Source organism: Ruminococcus sp. (assembly GCF_045129435.1).
Classification (GTDB): domain Bacteria; phylum Bacillota; class Clostridia; order Oscillospirales; family Acutalibacteraceae; genus Ruminococcoides.
In genome coordinates this window covers 46,298-53,873 of the sequence record NZ_JBGVJL010000206.1, presented here as the reverse complement: position 1 = coordinate 53,873, position 7,576 = coordinate 46,298, and the positions used below count along the sequence as shown (strand labels likewise).

The 7,576-nt window shown below is 34.2% G+C and carries 13 protein-coding genes; all 13 read left to right on the top strand.

Annotated elements, in window-relative coordinates:
* The coding region (locus tag ACJMMI_RS10745; RefSeq protein ID WP_405355582.1) for a hypothetical protein at positions 1-587 on the top strand (587 nt) is incomplete at its 5' end.
* Positions 577-804, top strand: coding sequence for a hypothetical protein (locus ACJMMI_RS10740; RefSeq protein WP_405355581.1), 228 nt, complete (start codon positions 577-579; stop codon positions 802-804). The genes ACJMMI_RS10745 and ACJMMI_RS10740, both read left to right, overlap by 11 nt.
* Before the next feature lie 67 nt (positions 805-871).
* On the top strand, positions 872-1,087 hold the full coding sequence (locus ACJMMI_RS10735; protein ID WP_405355580.1) for a hypothetical protein: 216 nt from the start codon (positions 872-874) through the stop codon (positions 1,085-1,087).
* A 4-nt stretch (positions 1,088-1,091) separates the two neighbouring features.
* Positions 1,092-1,625, top strand: a complete 534-nt coding sequence (locus tag ACJMMI_RS10730) for a hypothetical protein (protein ID WP_405355579.1) — start codon at positions 1,092-1,094, stop codon at positions 1,623-1,625.
* On the top strand, positions 1,606-2,145 hold the full coding sequence (locus tag ACJMMI_RS10725) for a hypothetical protein (RefSeq protein ID WP_405355577.1): 540 nt from the start codon (positions 1,606-1,608) through the stop codon (positions 2,143-2,145). Before ACJMMI_RS10730 ends, ACJMMI_RS10725 begins: the two co-directional genes overlap by 20 nt.
* Positions 2,146-2,336: 191 nt before the next feature.
* Positions 2,337-2,519 carry a hypothetical protein gene (locus ACJMMI_RS10720; protein ID WP_405355576.1) on the top strand — a complete coding sequence of 61 codons (183 nt, stop codon included), beginning with the start codon at positions 2,337-2,339 and terminating at the stop codon, positions 2,517-2,519.
* Between the two features lie 108 nt (positions 2,520-2,627).
* A complete protein-coding gene (locus ACJMMI_RS10715; RefSeq protein ID WP_405355575.1) occupies positions 2,628-3,164 on the top strand; it encodes a hypothetical protein in 537 nt (178 codons plus the stop codon).
* Positions 3,165-3,204: 40 nt separating this feature from the next.
* Positions 3,205-3,468 carry a hypothetical protein gene (locus tag ACJMMI_RS10710; RefSeq protein WP_405355572.1) on the top strand — a complete coding sequence of 88 codons (264 nt, stop codon included), beginning with the start codon at positions 3,205-3,207 and terminating at the stop codon, positions 3,466-3,468.
* Positions 3,469-3,547: 79 nt separating this feature from the next.
* Positions 3,548-4,588 carry a hypothetical protein gene (locus tag ACJMMI_RS10705; RefSeq protein WP_405355570.1) on the top strand — a complete coding sequence of 347 codons (1,041 nt, stop codon included), beginning with the start codon at positions 3,548-3,550 and terminating at the stop codon, positions 4,586-4,588.
* 2 nt (positions 4,589-4,590) lie between these two features.
* Positions 4,591-4,923: a hypothetical protein gene (locus tag ACJMMI_RS10700; protein WP_405355567.1), complete on the top strand. Its 333-nt coding sequence runs from the start codon at positions 4,591-4,593 to the stop codon at positions 4,921-4,923.
* Between the two features lies 1 nt (position 4,924).
* Positions 4,925-5,683, top strand: a complete 759-nt coding sequence (locus ACJMMI_RS10695) for a DNA-methyltransferase (RefSeq protein WP_405355565.1) — start codon at positions 4,925-4,927, stop codon at positions 5,681-5,683.
* Entirely contained in the window at positions 5,671-5,880 is a 210-nt protein-coding gene (locus tag ACJMMI_RS10690) for a hypothetical protein (protein ID WP_405355563.1), read from the top strand. Before ACJMMI_RS10695 ends, ACJMMI_RS10690 begins: the two co-directional genes overlap by 13 nt.
* Positions 5,880-7,517, top strand: a complete 1,638-nt coding sequence (locus tag ACJMMI_RS10685; protein WP_405355562.1) for a DEAD/DEAH box helicase — start codon at positions 5,880-5,882, stop codon at positions 7,515-7,517. The genes ACJMMI_RS10690 and ACJMMI_RS10685 overlap by 1 nt, the downstream gene beginning before the upstream one ends.
* The last annotated feature ends 59 nt before the right edge of the window (positions 7,518-7,576 follow it).

Genomic DNA, 7,576 nt, shown 5'->3' with positions numbered 1-7,576 from the left:
GGCTTGCCGATTATTGCTATGTTAAAACCTTTGTTAAAGGTGTAGGACTTTTTGAGGTGTCGCCTACTTTATACCTTACCGTATTTGTTACAAAAGAATATATCTATGACCGCAAAGACGATAAAAAAATTGGCATGACTGACCGAATGAATTTATTTGCTTACTCTTTAGGCGAAAATAAAGGCAATATCCCTGCTTTTTATGACAATATTATAAAAGCAACTTTAAGCCGAATTAGGCGAACAAAAATTACTTATGTTGAAAATGACATTGGCTTTACTGTTAGAGGCAGAATAGGTCGAGAATTTACAAAAATCAAATATAAGCCGTCTGATGTAATTTATGTTGCAACGGCTGCAAAAATTAAAAAACTATGTCCGACCGCTGCGGAAAGAATTGTTAAAAAGCCTGCGTATGCTTACGAAGTCATGGGTCATTGGCGAAAACTTGATGATAATTCCGTAGGCAAAGATAGACAAGGCTTGCGTGGAGTGGCTGGCTATACTTGGGTTATACCTCATAAACGAGGCGAGGGCGAATTATTTAAGAAATCAAGAATAATAAAAGGGGACAAAAATGAAAGTTGATATTATTTTTTATGATAGAAAAACACAAAAAGAAACAGGCAAAAAAGAATTTGGCATATTATCGGCTTTCTTTTATGCTCGTTATATTCTGAAAGATAAAAAAATAATTGAAAAATTATATTCTTTCATAAAATATAGAATATCTTTATGGATAAATGGTTATTCTGTTTCAGAGGGACATTGTACGGTTTGGACTAATGATAGAAGAAAGGGCTAAAATGCGAGTATTGGTGGCTTGCGAGGAAAGTCAATGGGGCAATTACAATATAGAATAGGAGCGAAACATGGCACAACCAAAGAAAATAATAAGAGATATTTTAATAACATATTCAGACGGCTCTCAAGAGTTATTTCAGAGCCACAAAGAACCGATGATAGTTATTGCGGAAAACCGCTTTAATGGATTATCGCAATTTTATGAAAAATATTATAAAATGGTTATGGCGATTAAAGATGATAAAAATATAAATGCTTTGTGTGAATTGCAACAAGGAAATTAAGCAAATGAAAAAAATACTAATTTTTGGGCGTTCGCCTTTTATAAATAAAATTGATTTTAATAAAATTGATTATAGGCAGTATGATGTTTTATGTATAAATAATCTTGTTCCTCAATGTAAGACAGTTAATTATATGGTATCAGTTGATGAGCCTGTAAAGTTTTTAGAAACAAAAAATTGTGAATGGGTTAGTATAAATACCGGTTGGGAATTTAAAAACGAGGGTTATATTATTAAAGAGAAATGTTTATGTTGGCGACATTTTTCTTCAAGTGCTGCCGTATCTTTTGCTATACTACGAGGCTACAAAGAAATCTTGCTTGCCGGAATTGATTTAATTGGAGGTACAATTTTTAAACATTATGACGGTAGCATGACTTCTAAAATAATGAGTTTTCAAATCTGCAACGAGGAGAGAGAATTTATCAAAGAAATCTGCCAAAAAAATTCAGTTGAAATTTTTACGCTTAATAAAGAAAATGACTGGTTACAATTTAAAGATATAGGAGTGATAAAACATGGTAGTAAGGAAAATTAAAGATATGGACGAAAATCAGGAGCAGGCGTTAATTGTTTCTTGGTGCTTACAAAATGATTTAATTCCGGTTGCAGTCCCTAACGGATTTAATCTTGGGGGCAGTATTCAAGTTATGCGAATGTATGGGCTACCTACCAGTCAAATTAAAACACAAAATGCTATTCAAATGAGGCTGCTTAAAAAAGAGGGGTTACATGTCGGTTTTCCTGATATGATGATTTTTGGCAGAAGAAATGCCTACGGAAACGGCGATGTGTTGTTTCTTGAAAACAAAGTTAAGAACAACAAACCGAGCAAATATCAAATAGCATGCCATGAGTGGTTGCGTTCTCTTGGTTATACTGTTGAAGTAAGTACGGACGCAAAAGACGCTATTCAGAAAATTAGAAATTATTTTGATGAAGTTGTAAGACAAATTGAAAACGAAGAATATATCAAAGAACGCAAGAAAATTGCAGAACAGGACAAGGAAAATGCAAAGCGAAAAGGCGATGTTAGACAAAATACTTGCAATAAATGATGAATTAAATATGATGTATAGACATCTTGCAAAATATAGTTTGATTTATCAAAAGCGTTTACATAGCCTGTCAGACTGCTGGACTTTTAAGAGCGATAAAGTTAAGGCTAAAATAGATAAATTAAAGTGGCATATCTACGGCTATGAATGCTTTTACAAACAATTAGTATGGTGTCTTGCTGGAGGGCTTTATGAAAAAAGGACAAAAGAAACCTGAACTGTATCAAGGTTGCTTACGGAAAATGAAATATAAAACATATCATGCCGCAGAAATTGGGGCAAAAGAAAAGGGCGAAAAGTATAATTGTGAATATAAAATTTATTGGTGTAAATATTGTAATTGCTTTCATTTAGCAACAATAAAAGAAAAATAAAAAATTTTTCAAAAGAGTGCAATAATTATCAAAATTTATGATATAATAAAATTATACAGAAAAAGATTATAAAAATAGTTAGTACAAAATTTAAAAAGGAGCGAAATCATGGGCAACTTAACAAACTGGTTTATACCGGAAAAAACATCAAAAGCAGTGTGGGAGGGTGTATATCCTGTCGTAATTACTGCTGCAAAATTATTTCAAAAGGAAAAAGAAACTGACGACAACAAAACGGTAATGCGTGATGTTGTAGAATTGACATTTAAAACTTTAAGTAAAGTAAAATTTCCTGATAATACAGAGGATAATATTATTGTATCTCAACAATATTATTTTGATGTTCAAATGCACCAAAACGCCCTTAACGGACTTGCAAGAGCGTTTGGCATTGAAAAAATGGACGATACCTCTGACTTTGAGGGCAAAGTAGGTATTATTGGTATTACAAATAGAGATTTCCAAGCAAATGACGGAACTCAAAAAACCGTTCCTCAATTTGGCTGGGGTTTATTCTCTTATGCTCCAATGTCTGATAAATTTCAAATTGAATACATTGCAAGCACAATACAAGGTAAACCTACTGATGACCAATACAAAGAGTGGTTTAAAGAAAAATTGGCTCAATATCGCCAGCCAAAATAGTAATAACAAGCGTGTATTAGTAAATCGGAGGACTTTAACAATGGTTAAAGAATTGGAAGAACGTCAAACCGAACAAAATATAGATTTAGGTTTTAACTCATTTTGCGAGAAAACCAAAATTAAGAACATAAACGATTTTATGAAAGTAGGCTATATTTCTACTCAATACAACGCTTTAATGAGTAGGGGGGGGCTTTTACCTGATAATGTGGCTCTCTCTATTGTGGCTCAATTCCTTGCTGATTACAAGGCAGCCGGACACATGGACATACTCAACAGACAAGACGATTTCGTATTTAATTAACAACGAGCAGCAGCAGGGGTATTTCGCTTGCCCCGAAACCCCTGTGTTAGTCTGCAAGGTCAAAATAGAAAAGGTCAAAATGATAAAGATTTCAGATTTAAGACGAATAAAAAGATTATGCTTTGATAAAATTGCCGCAAATGGTACGGCTCGCAGAGATTTGGCAGTACAAATAAAACCGTTAAACGATGAACTTTATACGGTCATAATGTCAAACGGCGTTGATTACGCAAGGCTTGTGGCTGATTTTATACAACCAGCAGAAACGGAAGAAATAAATATTGCTTGGACTGAATTTGCGAGAATTTGTGATTTTTTTGACAAAACAATAACAATTACAAATAAAAACGGAATGTATGAAATTAAAGAGGGCAAGACAAAATTCAAATGTGCAATATCAAGGTCAGAGGCAAATAATAATTGCCACTTTAAGTTTGATTTTGATAGTGCAATTAAAATTTCAATGGACGACTGCTTTGTTTTAATTGACCGAAAAATGCAAATGAATAAATTTGCTCTTGGCGAAAACATGCTAATGTCAACGGACGGTAATTTTGCCACAATAAACTATTTGAAACAAGATTTTGGTACAGATATTCGTTTATTTACCGAGAAATTTCCGAGTGGAATGTGGTATTTTAATCCAAAACAAAGAATTATTGTAAGTGAAGATAAAAAAGTCGCTTGTAGTTTTAGCCAAGCAACAGGAGGATTTCCTTTTGAGGCGGTCAAAAAACTTGTAAAACAACCTCTTTCTAATTGGGTTGAAGTGGACGCAAAACAATTAAAAGAAGTCGCAGACAAATGTTCAAAAATTGATGATAAAATAATTTTACAATTTGCAGAAAATGAGGTTATCGTATCTGCTAATAATAGAGAACAAGCCCTTGATTTTGCCGTACCTATTCCGGCAGAATATAACCATAAATCTACAAGGCTTGATATAAGGTTTTTAGATAAATATTTAACTGAATTTTATCGTTGTATAGATGAAAGCGGAAAATTGAAAATATTTTTTGACGATAATCAAAGTACATACATGACAAGGTGTGAAAGCAAAAACTTGAGCATATTTGGAATGAGTTTAATGCCTCCGCACTTAATGAATAAAGGAGCGTAATAATGTCAGAATGTGAAGAACTTAATACATTAAAGGAAAAATTAGGCGAATTAAAAGAAACTGTTGCGGAAATGACCGATACAATAAGCAGCATACTTGCTGTTGCAACTGAAATCGAGGAGCGTATTAACGACCTTGAAAGTGATAAAAAAGACGCAGAAGAAAAGGCTCAAACATTAGAAGATAACCAAAACGAGCAGAATGATGTCAGAGAAGTTGTTAAGGAACTTGTCGAAAAGGCAGAAAACTGGGATTATGGATTAAAAGGCTGGCGTACTCTTGAAACTAAACAAGATTTAATCAATTATCTTAAAAAGGAAGTTTTGGAGGCTTAAATTGGTTGAACAAGTTATCAAATGTGGGGACGCTTTGACGCTATTAAAAGAATATCCTGACGAGTATTTTGACTGCATAATTACCGACCCTCCGTATAAATTAGGGACAAGCAGCGTCAAGGTAAACGCTGACGGCACTATAAACGATAAAAAGCGTAATCGCTGGGTTAAGAAAAATGCAGACGAGGATAATCAAGCATTAGTAAAGACAGGGCAGATGATACAAAACATTCCAAAATTTGAGGAATGGTTGCCGGAAGTCTATCGTGTGCTTAAAAAGGGTTGCCATGCCTACATTATGATAAACGGCAGAAATTTTGCAGAATTGCAAATTAAGGCTGAAAAAGTTGGTTTTAAATTCCAAAACGACCTTACTTGGTTAAAACAAAATTCTACGCCAAACAAGTTTTATATGAAATCTACCGAAAGAATTTTAATGCTACGCAAAGGGAAAGAGCGTTATATAAACGACATGGGGGCGAGTGATGTTTTCTATGTTAAAAATCCTGTCGGCAAGAAAATTCATATAACCGAAAAGCCAGCAGAACTTTTTAGGCAGATGATAGTACAAAGCACAAATATTGGCGATAAGGTGCTTGACTGCTTTGGCGGTGGCGGTGCAATAGTTGTGGCTTGCAAAGAAACATCAAGAGAGGGACACATGATAGAGTTACTGCCAAAAAATTGCGAAATTGCTCGCAAAAGATTATTAGAAACCGAAATAGATTACGTTCAAGGAGGCTTATTTTGTCAAGAATAAAACTTAAAAAATCTGAATACCCAAGTAAAATTGGCTGTTTGATAACAAATTGCCTGACAATGTGCGATAAGGCAAGGTATCAAGGCGGATATAAAAATTGTGCAAATTTAACTTGGAAAACTGAAAATATGGAAAAATACGACATAGAATTAGATAGATATGGAAATATAAAATCCGTTTATGAGATAAAAGAATAATGGCAATACAATTAAGAGATTATCAACAAGACGCAGGCAAACGCATTACGCAAGCAATTATGGAGGGGAAACATCGCATATTGTTTAATATGGCTACCGGAGCAGGCAAAACAGTATCTATGAGCGATTTTGCAAAAAGAGTAGCAGAGAGAGGTTTTAAGACTTTAATTATAGTTGATAGAACTGAATTGTTAGGACAAACGATACGCTTTGCAGATAAGGACTTTCCTTTTGGCTATCTAACGGCTGATAGTTTTCGCCCCCAAGATATAACCGTTGCTATGTTGCAAACTTTAAGAGCAAGACTTAAATCGGAGTTGTATCAAGAATGGCTATCAGAATTTGATTTTATATTTTTTGACGAAATACATCAATACTATAATGGAACTGCCTTTGAGCGTATTTGCGATTTTAAAAAGGATAGTTGTGTAGTTATAGGTGTAACGGCAACCCCATGGGATAATAAAGGTTATTTATTAAGTGGTTTTGAAGAATTTATAAATGGAGCAGATATTATAACTCTTATTGAAAAGGGTTATCTTGTTAAGCCGGAACATTATACCATTGACCTTTTTGACTTTTCAAAAGTGCGTGTAACAAGTACAGGCGATTACGATACAGGGGCAATAGATGACATAGTTGTTGATACGGATAAAGTTGATAAAGTTCTTGAGGGCTGGCTAACCCATGCTAAACATAAAAAGACTATCGTATTTTGTTCTACTGTTGCCTCTGCGGAACATTACGCAAAATTTTTCAGGTTAAATGGCGTTAAGGCTGCCCATGTTTCTGCTCAAAATAGCGATACTGAAAGAGCAAATATTTTGGCAAAATTTAAAACAGGGGAAATTGAGTGTCTTTTTAATGTCGGTTTATTGGTAGCAGGGTTTGATGAACCAAGTATTGAATGTGTTATGTTCTTAAATCCGACAAAAATTTTACGCAGATATATTCAATGTGCTGGGCGTGGTTTGAGGCTCTGCCCTGAAATTGGCAAGACAAAATGTATTTTTCTTGATTTTGTCGGTAATTCGTTCCGACATCTTGAAGTGGACGCAATAAGGTCATATATAAATCCACCTGAAAAAGAGGTTGTTTGCGATGAAATTGAGTGTCCTGTTTGCGGTTTTGTCTTTCCGGTATCAGAGGGTGAGTGTCCCGAATGTGGTTTTAAGTTAGATTTTAATATTGACGGCGAGGGTGGCGGCAGACCGCCAAAGCCTAAAAAGGAATTTGAAAAACTGATTAAATTAAAATCTATGCAAAAAGAATTGCATGACACAATATATGAATTTGCAGGATTACCATGCCTTGTCCGAATTGAAGATACAGGCGAAAAAACTACAAAAGGTACACCAATTAGAAAATGGTGTTATGGTGTAAGAGAGGACGGCTCATTCGTATTCAAAGGCGACCCTGATTTTACACATGAAAAATACCCATACCCAATGATTAGAACGGCAAAAAAGACAAACTGCTGGTATGTTTTTCATACGATTTGTATTAAGTTTGACCCAAAACAAGGGGCTTTGAGGTATTATGGTCGTAAATTGCGTAAGGCTAAAAAGTTTTTAGAACAAATCAAAAACCCTAATAATAGAGCGTTTGTGGATTTATACAAAATTATGGATAACTAATTTTTAAAAGAGTGCAATAATTATCAAAATTTATGATATAATATTAGTATAAACAAAAA